The organism is Chryseobacterium oleae (assembly GCF_900115055.1).
In the GTDB taxonomy this organism is placed as follows: domain Bacteria; phylum Bacteroidota; class Bacteroidia; order Flavobacteriales; family Weeksellaceae; genus Chryseobacterium; species Chryseobacterium oleae.
In genome coordinates this window covers 476775-493121 of record NZ_FOVD01000003.1, presented here as the reverse complement: position 1 = coordinate 493121, position 16347 = coordinate 476775, and the positions used below count along the sequence as shown (strand labels likewise).

Sequence of the window (16347 nt, the reverse complement as noted above, 5' to 3'; positions counted from 1 at the left end):
TAATATTTTTCGTTTTTTTTATTTCAAAATTTAAACTGGATGCTAAAAAAAAATAAACTGGTCTGTGGGCTAAAGATAAAATTTAACTTCCCTTTTTTGATTTATTTTCATCTAAACACACAATGAAGAAAAAAACATTTATAAGCTACTATATTTGAACATAAGAAGTGTTCAGACAGTTTTTATACGTGCGCTTACTGAGCACTATGAAGATTTTTTTATATTTCCTTATGACCCCCATTCGATCAGAAGAACCAGGTAGAAGAAATGACTTCGCATATAAATATTTTTACTGTAACCAGGGATAAAGAGTTTTTCTCTTTCAATACCACATTGTTACGCATTCAATTATCGGACGTTCATAAAGAGCGATATATAAACACCGTATTAACATTACAGATAACAGGCGGAACAACATGAGAACTCAAACCCAGCATAGCTTTAGCAGATTTTTATATCTGATCATCTGAGTGATATTTATACTTTGATTTAAGTAAAACCGTAATCCTAAAATAACTATGATTGAAGGTTTTAAATCAACTAAATGAATATTGTGATGTATTGGCCGCCGACTTCTTGATGCCACAGGAATAGGTAAAAATCTTGCTTTTTATAATATATAATTTTTTAATACAGTTATTTAATGTTAAGACGTTGGAAATTAGATTTAAAAATAGATGAGAGATTGTCTCAATTTCCTATTTATATGCAGATTGCTGAAACCATAATTGGAGCAATACAATCGGGAATGCTGAAAAGCGGAGACTTTTTACCCGGAAGCCGGAAAACAGCGCTGCTGTTTAATGCCAATAGAAATACGGTTATCGAAGCTTACCATTTTCTGGAGCATGAAGGATGGGTGATTTCCAAACAGAGGGTAGGGATATTTGTGGCCGATATACCGGATCATAAGCAAAATAATTTTAGTGAAAAGAATATTTATAATTATGCCTATGAAAACGAAGAGAATAAATTGGCCTTTGATCAGGGCCTTCCGGATCCTTTTTTTTCGCCTGTAGGAGAATTGGTGAGAGAGTATAGATCAGTATTAAAAAGAATTCAAAAGCAAAAAATAGCGATTTATAATCATGAGGCGATAGGGTATAAAAAACTTAGAATTGCCTTATCACAAATGCTTAATCAGCAAAGAAGAATCGTAAGTGATGAGAATAATATCTGTATCACCCGAGGGAGTCAAATGGCCCTTTTCTTAGTTTCACAATGTCTGTTAAGTGAGAATGACTGTGTTATTGTGGAACATCCGGGCTATAGTCTTGCCTGGGATACTTTTAAATATGCGGGGGCAACTGTTTTGTTTGCTAGTGTTGATCAGGATGGAATTCTCACATCTGAAATTGAAAAATATATTAAGGAAGGAAATAAAATAAAAGCTGTATATGTTTGTGCCAACGGCCAGTTTCCAACAATGGCGGTTTTAAGTAATGCAAGGCGTAAAAGGCTCATCGATCTTTCCAATCAATATGGGTTTTATATAATTGAAGATGATTATTGTATAGATCTGAACTATACAGACAAACCTATCCTGCCTTTATGCAGCACTGATAATATTATGAATTATGTGTATATCGAAACGTTCAGCAGATCAGTAAGTCCTATTCTAAAGATGGGATACATGGTAGGAAGCCATGATTTTATTGGGAAAGTGGCGAGACTCAGAAAGATGATTGATATTAGTGGGGATGGTATTATGGAAAGGGTTTTTTTTAATTTAATCCGGGACGGAATATTTACCAAATGCTTAAAAAAGTCTGTGGTGCTCTATAAAGCAAAAAGAGATTTTGTGGATACCGTTCTACAGAAATACCTTAAAAATAAAATCACTTATCAAAAGCCGGACCTGGGTCTTGGTTATTGGATTGTACCTCATAAAGAAACGGTAGATTACAATTTGATATCAAAAGATTTGGAGTTAAATGGTATAAAAATTATCAGCTCTGATTATTACAAATTTGCAGGGAAAGGCTTTTTTTTGAGTTTTGGTTCTGCAAAAGAAGATAAATTAGAACAGGGGATCAAAATTCTGGCAAAATTCCTGTAAATCAGTGGTTGTTTTCTTAAAGCAAATGATAGTGTTAAGTGATTTTTTATTTCAAATAAAAACAAAAAGAAAGCCGATTAAGGCTTTCTACTTGTCTCATCCCGCTAATGGAAACTAAAGAAACTAACATCATGAAAAATTAAAACTAAACTCGATGAGAGAATAATAAGCACAGCATGAGACTGATGCTTTACATTTTTTAAGTTATTATCTATTAAACAGAAAACATTTTTTTCCATTTAGCTACAGTGTTTCTGCTAAGATTAAAATGAAGAGCTAATTCTTTGTTGTTTAAATAATTATTTTTTTGATAGTTCAGAATTTCAAAAATTGCAGCCTGATTATACGATCTGTGCCTTTGATTCTGTATTCTGGCTTCTTTGGTATTGTTTTCACTGATTAAATCATTAATAGTTATAATATCTAGGTAGGATAGTGTTTTTTTTGATAATATCTTTAGGCATTTCTGTGAATTTTTAGGTTGCTTGCGCTCAATTAGGTCTGTATAAATTCGTTTATAATCTGGCTCTGAATTTTTCATTTGTAACATATTTTCATGTTCCGTTGGAAGGATATTTATTGATCCATTTATATAAAGTAGTCTTAGGAATATTATACTCTTGTATGATTTGTTGTCTGCTTTTTTCGCCAGATTCCAGCAGTCCCAATACAAATTCTATGATTTCTATTGTATAAAGGCTTTTCCTGAATTGGGGAAGATTTGTTTTTTGTGTTTTAATTTTGTTTTTTCTTAGTAAATCGGTTGGAGAGTACAAGATGAGATGCTGGGAGTATAGTCTGAAAAAATCATAATTCAATAATTTACACCACTTAAGAAGTGTATCACAATCTAAAGAAGTTTGTGAGTACATTTGATGTATTTCTTTTTCAGAACATTTAAAATGAGAACACAGGTAACTAATTTCAATTTTCGATTCTGTAGCGCGATACTCCATCAATGATCCTAAGTGGATGTTTTTGGTTAAAATCATCTCAATAAATAGCTTCTAATTTGAATTTTTCATGTTCATCAATGTATAAATCAATACATTTTTCATAAAAATATTTGCATACAAAAAAAGTTAGTTTTTTTTATAAAAATCTGATCCAGTTTTATTTTTATAAATAACCAGTTTGTTTGAAATCAATAGGGTGATTACAGATTCATTAATAACCGAAAAATCCTGGTCTGATAGAAAGTTTTAAACTGGTCTAGGCGCTAAATCAAAAAATGTAATTTCTTTACGCTCGAAAATAAGTACTACTTAAAAGCACTATAATAAACGGAATTGATTAATAGAATCAGGACTGAAAATAAAGAGGAAAAAAATCCCTGATAAAATACATCTTTTTTCAGACTTTTAGGAACTGTTTATTGACAAAAAACACAATTCAAATAATTAAATACAAATGAATCAAAAATTATTCGTGGTAGAGTGTATTATGCTTTCTTATGCCGTTTTTGGGCAGGTAGGTATAAATACAGCCACCCCTTCTGCAGCATTGGATGTTGTGTCAAAAGGAAGTAATATTTTAAGTAAAGCCGTTGAAATAAACAATGCTTCAGGATCAGAAATGATGACGGTTTTGGATAATGGAAACGTAGGTATAAATACAGCACTTCCTTTGTCAAAACTACAGGTTAACAGTAATTTTCCCGGAAGTGCTTTTAGAATGATAGACGGAACCCAGGGGCAGGGAAAGTATTTGGTAAGCGATAATTTAGGAGGAGCAAGATGGACCAATGTTCATGTCGCCAACCCAATTGCATTTGGAGAGCTAAATCCAAATCTAGTGGGTATATCGTCCAACACGCTTATAGGGCACAAAATAACACTCACACAAGGGAAGTGGATGGTTTATGTGGGAGAGCTGTTGCTAAGCAATAAAAGTGCTGATGACAGTGGAAATAAATGGGTTCGGCTAACCCTGAGCAGCAGTAACAGCAGTATTGTTAGTACCGGATATAATTATCTGGCGAGCAGACTTGTTTCCGGGTGGCTGGCTCCTGCAACGACCGCTGTATATGCGGGAGGCTACTCTTTTTTAAATGGAGTGATTCCCGTAGATGTTACCAGCGCTTCTGTTACTTTGTACTTGTGGACTGAGGTCGTAGATAGTGTAGGGTTCTCACCTCCGAATGTACAGGTTGGAAATAATGGTGAAAACTATCTTTTTGCTGTGCCTTCTTCTTAAAATCAACCATATAAAAAGCTATGTGATTCTAAATCGAAATGATGAAAATTGTTCCCACTAATTTTTCAAATATCATTTAAACATAATCGTTTTTGGACTTTATTATTGGTTTTTGACAGATACCTGAGAGCATTCGTGCCTTGGGTATTTTTTAATATGAGACTAAATCCACTATTATATCGCTATGAAAGACAATACAAATGAACACAAAGAAAAGGGATTGTTATTCCAGCTTGACGAGGAGCATTATAATGAACTATCTTCTTATTTGATAGAAATCAAGTATAAAAAAAATCAGTTTCTTTTGAAAGAAGGAGACTTTTGCAAACATGTAGGTTTCCTCAAAAAAGGAGTGGTGCGTAGCTACTACCTGAATGACAATGGATGTGAGATCAATTTTAATTTTTACTTTGATAATCATCTTTTTTCAGATTATGAAAGCTTTCTGTGTAATATGGATTCAAAGATCAATATACAGGCAATGGAAGATTCAGATATACTTTTATTATCTAAACATGATTTGGAAACCCTTTATCAGAAGGAGGATTATTGGCGGGAGTTCGGCAGAAAAATAACAGGAATAATGTATTTCGAAACTAAAAAAAGATTTGAAGATCTGCTGTATCTCTCACCGGAACAAAGATATAATAACCTCTTTTCCGAATACCCTAAAATATTTCAGTCCATTGCTCTAAAGCACATTGCGAGCTATCTGGGGATAAAACCACAGTCATTGAGCAGGATTAGAAGCAGATCAATCAAGCGTTAATAACCGAATTTTTTTTCAAAACTGGAATAAAGAAAAAATCAAACTGGATCAGGGATGGTCAGCTCAGAGTACCTAGCTTTGTAATACAACGTATCTGACCTGGTATGGTATAATCCAATATAAGGAGTAAAATTACATTACTCTATTGCCCACTGTACCAGATTATACACCAACCTATTACCGGTTAAATGGTGTCAGCACAAATCGGCATGTGGAAAATAGACAGGATACAATTGGTTCTGTTATCAGAATATTTAAGTAAAGTATAAATATAGTTTACAGATCAGGATTGAAACTCGCAAATACTGCATCTACTCGTTGAACATTTAAATTGTGAAATATTTAACATTAATTATCAGCATGGGTTTATTAACGACAGGACACCTTGCTGAAGGACAAACAAAAAAAGGAATAAATAAACAAATTACACAAACAATGGATTTACAGACAGAAAAACAGGCAATTGAAAAAGTTTTAATGACATATGAAGATGCATTAAACACTTCAGATGTAAACAAAGTATTACAGGTGTATGGAGAAGATGGTATGTTTATGCCCACCACTCTTCCTACCGCTACAGGAACAGAAGAATTAAAAGAATCTTACACATCCATATTCAAAATGATACAATTAACGGTAAAATTTACCATTGAGGAGATCATAGTGAGCGGAGATGTTGCTTTTGTTCGTACCTCTTCAAAAGGAACAGTTTTAATTCATGCCAATGGAGAAACGGGTTCTGAAGCAAATAGAGAATTCTTTCTTCTGCAAAAAAAGAATGGCGAATGGAAGATCACCCGCTATATGTTTAATAAATCTAGTAAATAGACTATTTTGTTTCATAGACAGGCAGAAGCTGATCACAGATTTAGCTTCTGCTTTTTAATTTTCACAATTTAGATGAAGGAGTTTGATATAGAAAAACTAGAATGCAAGAATATTTACAAAGTTCCAGATGATTTGTCTCAAAATATTCAGAACAATGTAATGAAAGAAATGAAAGCGAATTTACAGTTAAATATTGAATGTAAACCTGCAGCTGAAGCCTTTTTTTGATCAAATTGAGATGCTCAGCATTTTTAAAAATGGATATGTTTAAATTTCACTGTTCCGCAATAATAAATACTAAATCATTAAATGAAAACAGATGTGTATCAAAGTATAAGTACTTTCAGGCTGGTATGGAAAAAAGTAGGACGGATGATGTTACTGGTCGTCTCAATACTGCCATCTCAGGTGGACGGGCAGAAAAAAATAATACAAAACGTAAATGTCTTGGCAACCAATGTTGATTACGATTATATTATTATAGGAGCCGGATCAGCTGGATCAGTTTTGGCAAACCGTTTATCAGAAAACCAGAAAAAAAAAATATTGGTTGTAGAAGCAGGTCCTATTTTCGACTCAAAAGGATATCCCGATATCCTGGCAAACAGCGATATTCTGGGCGCCAATGGAGACAGTCGTTATGAATGGGGATATAAAAGTAAACCAGGGTATGTAGAAAAACCGGTTTCGGTAGTTCGGGGCAAAACGCTCGGAGGAAGTTCTTCTGTAAATGGTGCTGTTGCGGTACGTTCTTTACCCGGGGATTTTGAACGTTGGGAAAAAAAGTATCATATAAAAGGGTGGTCCTGGAATGACGTTTTTCCTTATTATAAAAAAATGGAAACCTCCAATATACCGGATACTAATTGGCACGGTCACGATGGCTTATTCCCGATAGTTCAAAAAACAAAAAAAGACATAAGTCCGATGCAACTCGCTTTTATAAATGCAGCTGTTGAAGGCGGATTTGAAGAAATCACAGACTTTAACGCAGATAAACAGAAAGGTGTGGGAGCATATCCTATGAACATTATAAATGGTATTCGTGTAAATACCGGGATGACTTATTTGAATGAAGAAGTTCGCAGCCGGAAAAATTTGACGGTAGTAGGAGAAGCACTAACCGATAAAATTATTTTTGAAAAAAACAGAGCAAAAGGAATACAGTTGGCAGATGGCAGGATTTTCAAAGGCAAGGAAATCATACTTTCTGCCGGAACTTATGGTAGTGCAGCCATTTTATTACGTTCAGGCATTGGCCCGAAAAAAGAATTGGAGGCACTGGGAATTCGTGTCATAGCTGAACTTCCTGTTGGTCAGAAATTATATGATCATCCTTTTTATTACAATGCTTATGCGGCCAACCCCGATAAAATTGGTGTACAGACACCGGCTATTGGTGCAAAAATATGGACAAACTCCTCTTATGCTAAAAATGGAGAATTGGATTTACACATCACCGCCACTCATTTATTTCCTCACGACCAAAGCCCTACAAAAGTTGGTTTTGTGTTAGCCGTAGCTTTGACAAATCCAAAATCAAAAGGGACATTAAAATTAGCAGGCAAAGATCCGAATTTGGCTCCGGTTATTGATCTTAACTTTCTGAGAGAAGAAGAAGATCGAAAACGCTTGCTGGAGGGAATTAAACTGTCACGTAAGATCGGTAAAACATCCCCATTAAAAGATATGATTGTACAGGAATTGAATCCCGGAGATCAGGCGCAGACTGATGATGCTATCCTTGAATCAATGAAAAAAACAATAGATACATATCATCATCCGTTTTCAACCGCTCCAATGGGGTTGGAAAGTGATGAGACTGCGGTAGTGGATTTTTCAGGAAACGTCTATAAAACTATTGGATTAAGAGTCGTGGATGCATCTATTTTTCCGGATGCCGTATCTGCAGCGCCTAATCCAACGGTAATCATGATGGCAGAAAAAATTGCAGATGAAATTAAAAATAAAAATTAAAAAATAAGTAAAAAAATGAAAATAGGAATAATTGGATCAGGAAGAGTAGGCAAAGCTTTTGCTGCACATGCTTCAAAAGCAGGATATGATATTATTATAAGCGGCAAATCTGATATTGATACCCTGGAGAAGGCCGTAAAAGAGATGGGAACCGGCATAAAAGCGGGTAGTGTAGCAGATGCCGTGGCTACAGATGTGGTTTTTATAGCGGTGCCATTTGAAAATGTAAAAGATGCTGTTTCCGGTTATGACTGGAATAGCAAAATAGTCATTGATGCGACCAATGCAGTTACCATGCCCGATATAAAACCGATTGATACTAATGGAAGAAACTCTTCAGAGGTGGTTTCGGATTACTTAAAAGGGGCCATGGTGGTAAAAGCATTCAATACATTACCCGTACAGCGAATGGCAGAAAATCCAAGCCTCGAAGGAGGAAGTCGGGTGTTGTTTTTTTCTGGAAATCATCAGGAAGCGAATACAAAAATAGGGGAGATAATTAAAGACTTCGGATTTGAAGGCATTTATTTAGGTAAGCTTAATGAAGGAGGAATGTTGCAGCAATTGATTATTGGTCCACTCAGTCTTAAAAATCTTATAAGCTATCCTCTCTAGCCCTGTCACATTAAATCACAAAATTGGAATAAACTTTTATGAAAAATAAAATAGTTTTAGAAGAACATTTAACCACATCGCTTAATAATAGCCTCTGGGATTCCAGTGGAGAATCAGCCAGAAACGGAGCAGGTTACATGGCTGATGTAGATTTTAGACTGTTGGATACTTCCCGAAGATTAGATGAAATGGATGAAGCAGGTATCGCTGTATCCATTCTATCGCTCACTTCACCTGGAGCACAGTCAATTATTGATAAAAATACAGCAGTAGATTTCGCGGTGAAAACAAACAATGAAATCTATGAAGTTTTTACGTCAAAACATCCTGAAAGATTGCAGGCCTTTGCTACTGTAGCCTTACAGTCACCTAAAGAAGCTGCAAACGAATTGGAACGGGCTGTAAAAGAATTTGGATTCAAAGGAGCTCTGGTAAACGGATATACCAATATAGGAGATGAAAATACCGCTCAATATCTGGATGAAGAACCCATATGGGAGTTTTGGGATCGTGTGGCACAACTTAATGTACCGGTATACCTTCATCCCCGCGAGCCTTTAGCTTCTCAACGTCGTATTTATGAAGGATATTCTTCTTTAATAGGCTCTGCATGGGGATTTGCACATGAGACAGCAACCCATGCCATACGCCTTATGCTCAGTGGGCTATTTGACCAATATCCAAACCTTACTGTCATACTGGGACATTTAGGGGAAGGTCTACCTTTTATGCTTCCAAGGCTCGAACATCGTTTAAATATGCAGCATGAAGGAACAGGATTAGGAAAGGCGAAAAAGAAAGTAAGTGACTACTTTAATAATAACTTTTATATTACTACCAGTGGACATTTTCACACTAAAGGACTGCTGAATACCATTAGTGAAATAGGAGTTGATCGAGTTATGTTTTCTGCAGATTATCCATACGAAAGTATGAAGACTGCCAGTAAATGGTTTGATAAGACATTAATTAGTAGAAATGACCGGATCAAAATTGGAAGAACCAACGCCGCAAATTTATTCAACTTATAATTTGAACCAATATAAACCTTTCTAAAATAACAGGATTATGAATAAAATAGCACTTAATTGGATTGATGGAGAGTGGGTTGACAGCAATCACCATAGAGATAGTTTCAATCCGGCAACAGGAGAAAAAATAGGAACTTATGCTGATGGAGGATCTATTGAGGCTCGTAGTGCCATTGAAGCAGCAAAAAGAGCATTTAAAGAAAGTGACTGGAAAAACAGTCGACATTTACGATACAAAGTAATCAATGAACTCGCTGCAGCTTTTGAAGACAACCAAGAAAAATTAATTGACATATTATGCCTTGAAAATGGTAAAATCAGGGGAGAAGCAGAATTTGAATTCAATTTAGTACCACCCAAATTACGTTATTATGCCGCATTGACTTTAGCTGAAAGTGGGAGAGCACTAGAGACCAGAGCAGGTTCCTACAGCATGGTATTGTCAGGGCCCATTGGGGTTGCCGGGATTATTGCTCCATGGAATTCACCCGTTATTTTGATGATCCGTTCGCTAGCTCCTGCTTTGGCTGCCGGATGCAGTACAGTAATAAAGATGCCCTCTCAAACCGCACAGGTCAATCGTGCAATCAATGAAATTTTTGAATCGGTTAAATCTTTACCCAAAGGTATCATCAACCAATTTACAGAAAGCGGAAGTGAAGGAGCTGCTTTAATGATCGAATCACCTGATGTACCTTCAATAAGTTATACAGGAAGTACTGCAACCGGAAAAATTTTGATGCGGAATGGGGCAAGTAATTTAAAACGTTTCGGCTTTGAACTTGGAGGAAAAACACCAATGCTGGTATTTAATGATGCAGATCTGGAAACCGCACTTCCCGTACTCGAAAAAGCAATTACGGTATTTGCAGGTCAGTTTTGTATGACAGGGAGCCGTCTTTTAGTTCAGAGAGGTATTGCAGATCGTTTCATAAAAACATTTTCTGAAAGACTGGAGAATGTAAAACCGGGGCCTGCAAGCAATCCTGAATCTGATATGGGACCAATGATAGACAAAGCGAATGTAGAGAGAGTAGATAAGATCGTTGAAGAAGCAATTGGTTTAGGGGCAAAAGTTTTGGTACGTGGTGGAAAAATCCCTGAAGGACCTTTATCTGCAGGAGCGTTTTACCGGCCTGCCTTACTGGAGGTTAATGACAATAAGATGAAAATCATTCAGGAAGAAACTTTTGGACCTGTTGCTACCTTACAAATTTTCGATACCCCAGAAGAAGCCGTTGAATTGGCAAATGATAACATATACGGCCTGGCTGCATCTATCTGGAGTCAAAACGTAGATTTACCTTTAAAGGTTGCAAAAGAACTGGAGGCAGGTACAGTTTGGATAAATAACTGGGCTCAGGTCAATGACGAATTTGAAGAAGGAGGCTACAAGCTAAGTGGTTTAGGCAGACTAAATGGGTTAGCGGCTATGCATGACTTTATTGAGCATAAGCACATATTTCATCAGGCAGGTATTTTGTAGATAAGTAACTTCAGAAGAGGTAAAAGTAAAAATGAAGAATATGGATCTCAAGAATAATCAATTAGATTTTAGTTCGGTAGAATTCGCAACAAATCCAGATAATATATTAGCTCCAATAAGAGAGTTGAAAGGGCTGTATCCTCACCAATTACGTAATGGTCCTAAAGTTTGGATAGTTACGAGAAGACAAGATGTAGAGTCTGTGTTATTAGAGGGAGAGATTTTTAAAGTAAGCCCCGCTCTGATGAATCAATCATATGAGAATAACCCTTTTTCAAAGGCAATTCCTACTCCAGCTCACCTGTTGGCAAATGATGGAGATAAACATAAAAGACTGAAACAATCATTAGAACGCTTCTTTACTCCGGAAACATTGGAAACATATAGGGATTATATAACCGGAGAAGTGAAGGCAGTTTTTGTTGATTGGAAAAGTGGACAAAAACACGACTTAGTAACCGAACTTTCTTATTTGATACCTGTAAAAGTAATTGCTAAAATGTTAGGATTAAAATGGCAGAGGGAATTACCCGGGTATGGAATAGCTTTACAAATGGCAAAGACAGATCCAGAATATCTTCCCAAAGTGATGGAGTTCCATTCTTTAATTAGCAAGGTTATATTTGATAAAGAAAAGCATCCGGATGAACGATCCATAATCTCCGTATTACTTAAAGATGGGCTCACATATGATGAAATTTTAAGTATGAGCTTACTTTTGTTTATGGCAGGAAGCGGTACAACAGCTAGTCTGATCAGTCAAGGTTTACGTCAGATCATAATAAATAAAAATCACAAAAAAGGTGAATCACTGAATGTGAAAAATATTGTTGATGAAGTTTTATTTCGTACATCACCTGCTAACAGTGCTTTTCCAAGATATGTACACAAAGAGACTAACCTTAGTGGATCTGACCTTCGTACGGGAGATATTGTTATAGCGATGCTTTCTTCTGCAAATTATGATAATAAAAACGGAGAAGATCCCTTAAAAGATTATCTGTCATTTAGCAGAGGAATTCATTACTGTGTCGGCCCATACATAGCTAAAATGCAGGCAGAAATAATATTTGGAGTATTTTCGGAAAATTTTCCAATGTCAAAAATTATGAATGAAAAATGGTTTAGTAATATAACTTCAAGAGATCTGATGAAGTTGGAAGTGATTTTATAACCATTTAATTATTTGAAATTCAAACAAAAAATAATATAAACGTGAGCGCAAAAAAAAAGCTTTCCTATTTTCCTTTAATTATTTTAATTTTATTAGTTGGAAATGTTAAGGCTCAGTTAGACCCACATCTTAGTGGACCTGAGTTTGTAGATAAATCTCTTTATGATAATCACGAAGTTTTGGAGGATATTTTTGGAAAACCAGATGCTGGTTTAGAGAAAACCCTCATAAAAGTTAAAGGAAATCTTTATCGGCATACTAATGGTACTTTACCGGCTCTGCATAGTGGTTTGGTACTTATTACACATGAAGGTGCCATTGTTATTGACCCAGCACTCACACAAGCAGCAATCTGGCTCAAAGATGAGATCAAAAAGAAATTTAATGTTCCGGTGAAATATGTTATTCTTACCCATGCTCATTATGATCATGCAGGGGGATCACAAGTTTTTCAGCAGGCTGGCGCCAAAATTATAATCCACAAAAACGGACTGGAACCAATTATTGGGGAAAAACTGCCCGTAGCTGTTCCCGACATTATTTATGATAAACAATTAACCATAAAGCTGGGAGGCGAAACGGTTATTGTTAAACATATTGCACCAAGTCATTCTAATAGCATGTCTGTAGTATTATTTCCCCAATATAAAGCTCTCCAGCTGACGGACGTAGGAGAGTCGAAAACAATGCCTTATAATGATTTTCTTGATTTTTATTATGATGGCTGGATAGAAACTTTAGACTGGGCCTTGAAACAGGATGTAGATTATATTGATGTGGGACATTATACTATGGCAACACTTGATGACATCAGAGAAGAGAGAGAGTATATTGTAAGCCTTCACCAGCAGGTTTTGAATTTAGTTCGTGAAGGGCAAAGCTGGGATCAGCTATACAGAAACGTTAAGTTCACAGAAGAGGTAAAAAAATGGGGTGGTTTTGACGCGATGAATAAGCTGAATATTTTAGGGATGTTTCGATGGGTTTCTAACCATAGACGTGGAGTTTGGTGAAAAAAATAGCAGCATAAGCTAATGGAAATAAATCTATAACTCTGCAAAAAAAGTTTCCTGATTTTATTTATTAATTCAATATCAAAATTTAAAAATTATGTCAGTAAATGAAAAAGTAGCCATCATTGGCTTGGGAAACATTGGAAAAGCGTTAGCTTCTAATCTTTTAAAATCCAATACTTCCTATATAGTGGCGGATCGCAACGAAGAAGAGGCAAAGAATCTTGCAGCTCTGTTAGGTTCCTCTGTTGAGGCAAATTCTGTTGCACTCGCGGTGAAAGCGGCAGATGTTTTAATTCTTGCCGTACCGTTTCAAGCTATCTCCGGATTCTTAAAGGATAATGCAACGTATCTTGAAAACAAGATTATAGTAGATCCATCCAATGCAATTGCTCCGGACGGGAATGGTGGTTTTAAAAAAATCATCGGAGAAGACGAATCTGCAGGAGAAATTAATGCCGGATCTCTGCCGAAGGGTGCGAAATTAGTAAAGGCATTTGGGACCTTACTTGCCGGTACGCTTCAGTCTGCATCTTTTCAAACACCAGAAAAAGCGGTAGAATTTTATGCAAGCGATGATGAAAGTATTGACTCTATTGTAGAACAGCTTATTATGAATAATGGTTTTGATCCTGTGAGAATAGGGGGACTGAACCAATCGGCCAGGATTGAAGTTTTTGGAGATTTACACGAAGCAGGGGGCTTAGGTAAAACGGTAACTCTTTCTGAAGCAAAATCTAAATTATAATAAGATTAAACGTCCTGGCGGGCGTTAAATATGAGTTTATAAATGCCAAGGGGAAGAAATGCCTCCTGGCATTAAATATTGATAAAACTAATTTTAAATTGAAAAAATGAAAGTAAGTAATTTTAATCAACTCCTCTCAGCGGTTAAAGAAAATGCAAATGAAATTATAATTGAAAAAAGTTTCCTTTGTCCTTACAGTGTAATTTTACCTGAAGGAAGTACACTAAAAGGGAAAATGTATGAAAATGGGGAGTTTCCGTTGCTTTCTTTTGATAATAATGACGGTATCGGGCTATCTGCCAATAACACGATCGCTGATCTGAATATACATGCCGCAGTTAATAAAAAGGCTGTTTTCAGTGCTTTTACCCAAAGTAATCTGGGGGATTTTTTATTTAAGAATCTACTGATTAGCGGACAGTTTTCGTTTATAACAAAGGATGAATTTGAAAATGCAGACATTACGATAGAAGGCATAGATATCATTGCATCCGATTCGAGAAACTATCTCGAGCAGCCCCAAAAATATGGGGTGAATGTTTTACAAGGGGCATTGACCATCTACAACCTCAGCAGTTCTGAAAAGAGTAAAATAACATTGACCGCGAAAAATATTTCTATAGGCAGAAAAAATGCTCCTGTTTCAGGTTCAGGGATTTTTATTGCGGGATTTGGAGATGAGGGAGGTAAAACCATTATTGAAATGTTGCAAACCAACGCCGTGTACTCTCATGGCAAGATCCCCTCGGGAGTTGCTGATTTTATTACAGCGGCCATATTTATTGCGAATGGTACCGATGCTAATGAAATTGTTCACAATGGTGAAATTATCACTTATGGTGTGAATGATATGGTTCTGGATACATGGGGTAAAGTGAAAAACTGGACCTGTAATGCACCTGTAATTTCGTATGGACCCAGCGGTGTAGGCTTTGTAAATTTTGGGATCGTTGAAAACTTTACAGCAAATGCGCCTTTAGAGACCTATGGTTTGGGTGCCAGAGGATACAATCAATACGATGGGACTATAGAGAATGTTACATTTGATTCTGTAAGTACATTTGGAGACGGTGCAGTCGCAATACAGATCAGTAAAAAAATAGGTAAGCTTACTGTTCATAAAAATGCTGCTACCCATGGAGGAGTAGGCAATTCACTGGTAAAGGGGAAAAATATACTTCTTCCGGCAATTTCTTTGAGTATTAAGGAAGGCGGAGAGGTAGATCAGATAAAAATCGGAGGTAACCTTCAAACATTTGGAGATAATGTTTTCACCTACAGTGTAGATGGCGGAATTGTAAAACAGATAGAAATAGGAGGTGAGGTTATTGCGTCCGGTGAGAATTCTGCTGCTATTAATGTGAGCAATGGCGGGAAGACACCGATCATATAATTTTTAAGTTTTAAAATATTAGAGTGTTGTTATAGAAAACTGGTTTAAGTAAATGTAAAAACTGGTATAGATGAATTATGTGAAAAAATATGATTTTTGCAGGCAATTGGAGGGTGTTAAATCAACAAATTCACTTTTTCAAATTATTTCACTTTTTAGAATTTAAATATGAAAAAAAAATTAATTTTATGCTGTATGTTTTCTGTAACATTAGCGTATTCACAGGTTGGTATTAACACAGCTAACCCTCAGGGAATCTTGCATATTGACGGTGCAAAAGATAACCCTGCAACAGGTACCGGTAGTATTGCCCAACAGGCAAATGATGTCATTGTAAAGCAGACAGGTAATGTAGGTATTGGCACAGAAAATCCTACTGCCAAATTAGAAATTTCATCGGGATTAGCTGGCTCATCAGGATTAAAATTTACAGGAATGAACAGTTCTTCTACAGCAACTTTAGATGCATCAGGACTGGGAGTTGATGCAAATGGAAATGTGGTGGTACAGGGTACTGTGCAAAAAGCACGTTTTAAAGGATACGTGAGTACTTATAGTCCTAATCTCCCAGCCAATAATAGTCCGGATTCAGGACCCACTACTCAACTTTCCTTTGATGAGAACTTTGATGTGGGAAATAATTTTTCAGGAAATGTATTTACAGCGCCAAGAACAGGATTTTATATTGTTAATACACATTTATTGGTGGATAGCTCTATTAACTGGGGGTTGGAGAAAAATGAACTTTATCTTGATGTTCGGGTAGATGGAAACGCTGTTTTGACGAATACAAATATTTTTTCCGTTTCCAGCAGTACTGCAAAGGAAGGTCCATCGGTTAGCATTAACGGTTTGGTTCAAATGAATGCCGGACAGCAATTAACAGTTTATGCATGGATGTTCAATAATAATATAGAGAGAAAAATAGGTTACTACCGTACTTCGTTATCTATTGGTGAGTTATGATCGTTCTTTTTCGTAGCAAATATTCTAAGTTACTCTACAATGGCAAAAAATTTAATCTTTCCACTAAAACCTTTAAAGTGGATTAGAGTCTT

General features: G+C 36.0%; 15 protein-coding genes. 13 read left to right on the top strand and 2 right to left on the bottom strand.

Annotated elements, in window-relative coordinates; translation table 11 throughout:
• The first annotated feature begins 643 nt into the window (after nucleotides 1-643).
• Nucleotides 644-2059 carry an aminotransferase-like domain-containing protein gene (locus tag BM143_RS12870; protein ID WP_090024844.1) on the top strand — a complete coding sequence of 472 codons (1416 nt, stop codon included), beginning with the start codon at nucleotides 644-646 and terminating at the stop codon, nucleotides 2057-2059.
• A gap of 214 nt (nucleotides 2060-2273) precedes the next feature.
• Here BM143_RS12870 and BM143_RS12865 read toward each other — a convergent pair whose 3' ends face one another.
• Nucleotides 2274-2600, bottom strand: a complete 327-nt coding sequence (locus tag BM143_RS12865) for a transposase (RefSeq protein ID WP_090025014.1) — start codon at nucleotides 2598-2600, stop codon at nucleotides 2274-2276.
• Nucleotides 2601-2613: 13 nt separating this feature from the next.
• Complete coding sequence (locus tag BM143_RS12860) at nucleotides 2614-2931, bottom strand: helix-turn-helix domain-containing protein (protein ID WP_317041320.1); 318 nt, start codon at nucleotides 2929-2931, stop codon at nucleotides 2614-2616.
• A 538-nt stretch (nucleotides 2932-3469) separates the two neighbouring features.
• Here BM143_RS12860 and BM143_RS12855 point away from each other — a divergent pair.
• The 12 genes from BM143_RS12855 to BM143_RS12800 all read left to right on the top strand — a co-directional run bounded on the left by BM143_RS12855 (nucleotide 3470) and on the right by BM143_RS12800 (nucleotide 16255).
• Nucleotides 3470-4255 carry a hypothetical protein gene (locus BM143_RS12855; protein ID WP_090024842.1) on the top strand — a complete coding sequence of 262 codons (786 nt, stop codon included), beginning with the start codon at nucleotides 3470-3472 and terminating at the stop codon, nucleotides 4253-4255.
• A gap of 184 nt (nucleotides 4256-4439) precedes the next feature.
• Entirely contained in the window at nucleotides 4440-5024 is a 585-nt protein-coding gene (locus BM143_RS12850) for a Crp/Fnr family transcriptional regulator (protein ID WP_090024841.1), read from the top strand.
• Between the two features lie 333 nt (nucleotides 5025-5357).
• The gene (locus BM143_RS12845; protein ID WP_139222037.1) at nucleotides 5358-5852 is read left to right on the top strand and encodes a YybH family protein; all 495 of its coding nucleotides are present in this window, start codon (nucleotides 5358-5360) and stop codon (nucleotides 5850-5852) included.
• Nucleotides 5853-6161: 309 nt separating this feature from the next.
• Nucleotides 6162-7829, top strand: coding sequence for a GMC family oxidoreductase (locus BM143_RS12840; protein ID WP_228430792.1), 1668 nt, complete (start codon nucleotides 6162-6164; stop codon nucleotides 7827-7829).
• Nucleotides 7830-7844: 15 nt separating this feature from the next.
• Nucleotides 7845-8444: an NADPH-dependent F420 reductase gene (locus BM143_RS12835; protein ID WP_090024839.1), complete on the top strand. Its 600-nt coding sequence runs from the start codon at nucleotides 7845-7847 to the stop codon at nucleotides 8442-8444.
• Nucleotides 8445-8482: 38 nt separating this feature from the next.
• Complete coding sequence (locus BM143_RS12830) at nucleotides 8483-9475, top strand: amidohydrolase family protein (protein ID WP_090024838.1); 993 nt, start codon at nucleotides 8483-8485, stop codon at nucleotides 9473-9475.
• Between the two features lie 37 nt (nucleotides 9476-9512).
• Nucleotides 9513-10961 carry an aldehyde dehydrogenase family protein gene (locus tag BM143_RS12825; protein ID WP_090024837.1) on the top strand — a complete coding sequence of 483 codons (1449 nt, stop codon included), beginning with the start codon at nucleotides 9513-9515 and terminating at the stop codon, nucleotides 10959-10961.
• A gap of 40 nt (nucleotides 10962-11001) precedes the next feature.
• Nucleotides 11002-12135, top strand: a complete 1134-nt coding sequence (locus tag BM143_RS12820; RefSeq protein WP_139222036.1) for a cytochrome P450 — start codon at nucleotides 11002-11004, stop codon at nucleotides 12133-12135.
• Between the two features lie 41 nt (nucleotides 12136-12176).
• Nucleotides 12177-13148: an MBL fold metallo-hydrolase gene (locus tag BM143_RS12815; RefSeq protein WP_228430790.1), complete on the top strand. Its 972-nt coding sequence runs from the start codon at nucleotides 12177-12179 to the stop codon at nucleotides 13146-13148.
• A gap of 97 nt (nucleotides 13149-13245) precedes the next feature.
• Nucleotides 13246-13896: an NADPH-dependent F420 reductase gene (locus BM143_RS12810; protein WP_090024834.1), complete on the top strand. Its 651-nt coding sequence runs from the start codon at nucleotides 13246-13248 to the stop codon at nucleotides 13894-13896.
• A gap of 106 nt (nucleotides 13897-14002) precedes the next feature.
• Nucleotides 14003-15289, top strand: coding sequence for a hypothetical protein (locus BM143_RS12805; protein WP_090024833.1), 1287 nt, complete (start codon nucleotides 14003-14005; stop codon nucleotides 15287-15289).
• Between the two features lie 168 nt (nucleotides 15290-15457).
• The gene (locus BM143_RS12800) at nucleotides 15458-16255 is read left to right on the top strand and encodes a hypothetical protein (RefSeq protein WP_090024832.1); all 798 of its coding nucleotides are present in this window, start codon (nucleotides 15458-15460) and stop codon (nucleotides 16253-16255) included.
• Nucleotides 16256-16347: the final 92 nt, after the last annotated feature.

What these genes read in the sequence shown, in the direction of transcription:
- BM143_RS12820 (WP_139222036.1), top strand. Translation starts at nt 11,002, where the DNA reads ATGGATCTCAAGAATAATCAATTAGATTTTAGTTCGGTAGAATTCGCA.
- BM143_RS12835 (WP_090024839.1), top strand. Translation starts at nt 7,845, where the DNA reads ATGAAAATAGGAATAATTGGATCAGGAAGAGTAGGCAAAGCTTTTGCT.
- BM143_RS12860 (WP_317041320.1), bottom strand. Translation starts at nt 2,931, where the DNA reads ATGTACTCACAAACTTCTTTAGATTGTGATACACTTCTTAAGTGGTGT.
- BM143_RS12855 (WP_090024842.1), top strand. Translation starts at nt 3,470, where the DNA reads ATGAATCAAAAATTATTCGTGGTAGAGTGTATTATGCTTTCTTATGCC.
- BM143_RS12830 (WP_090024838.1), top strand. Translation starts at nt 8,483, where the DNA reads ATGAAAAATAAAATAGTTTTAGAAGAACATTTAACCACATCGCTTAAT.
- BM143_RS12850 (WP_090024841.1), top strand. Translation starts at nt 4,440, where the DNA reads ATGAAAGACAATACAAATGAACACAAAGAAAAGGGATTGTTATTCCAG.
- BM143_RS12825 (WP_090024837.1), top strand. Translation starts at nt 9,513, where the DNA reads ATGAATAAAATAGCACTTAATTGGATTGATGGAGAGTGGGTTGACAGC.
- BM143_RS12805 (WP_090024833.1), top strand. Translation starts at nt 14,003, where the DNA reads ATGAAAGTAAGTAATTTTAATCAACTCCTCTCAGCGGTTAAAGAAAAT.
- BM143_RS12865 (WP_090025014.1), bottom strand. Translation starts at nt 2,600, where the DNA reads ATGAAAAATTCAGAGCCAGATTATAAACGAATTTATACAGACCTAATT.
- BM143_RS12870 (WP_090024844.1), top strand. Translation starts at nt 644, where the DNA reads ATGTTAAGACGTTGGAAATTAGATTTAAAAATAGATGAGAGATTGTCT.
- BM143_RS12840 (WP_228430792.1), top strand. Translation starts at nt 6,162, where the DNA reads ATGAAAACAGATGTGTATCAAAGTATAAGTACTTTCAGGCTGGTATGG.
- BM143_RS12810 (WP_090024834.1), top strand. Translation starts at nt 13,246, where the DNA reads ATGTCAGTAAATGAAAAAGTAGCCATCATTGGCTTGGGAAACATTGGA.
- BM143_RS12800 (WP_090024832.1), top strand. Translation starts at nt 15,458, where the DNA reads ATGAAAAAAAAATTAATTTTATGCTGTATGTTTTCTGTAACATTAGCG.